Here is a 271-nt window from a genome sequence, read left to right as displayed (position 1 = left end):
CTACTTAGGTAGCGAGGCAAACAAATTAGAGTCTCAATTGAAACTGAGTGACCATATGTTATTAAAAGATTCAGCCTTGAGCTGTTTTGATTTCACTTTTTTAAAAGTGAAAATAATAACGCACAGTCAATTCGTTTTTGGCAACAAAAACAAAAATTCAGAATTCATTGAGCTGTCGAAAGACATAAAACTTTTTAATTGAAGAGTTTGATCATGGCTCAGATTGAACGCTGGCGGCAGGCCTAACACATGCAAGTCGAGCGGTAACAGA

The 271-nt window shown here is 36.5% G+C and carries 1 protein-coding gene and 1 rRNA gene; both read left to right on the top strand.

Annotated features, from left to right (window positions below):
- The coding region (locus H5120_RS20155) for a hypothetical protein (RefSeq protein ID WP_220487145.1) at positions 1–202 on the top strand (202 nt) is incomplete at its 5' end.
- Positions 196–271 (top strand): 16S ribosomal RNA (locus tag H5120_RS20080); the annotation flags it as partial. The genes H5120_RS20155 and H5120_RS20080, both read left to right, overlap by 7 nt.

The sequence above is a fragment of the Pseudoalteromonas sp. SR43-2 genome, assembly GCF_014163885.1.
GTDB lineage: Bacteria > Pseudomonadota > Gammaproteobacteria > Enterobacterales > Alteromonadaceae > Pseudoalteromonas > Pseudoalteromonas distincta.
This window is presented reverse-complemented; position numbering and strand designations above follow the sequence as displayed.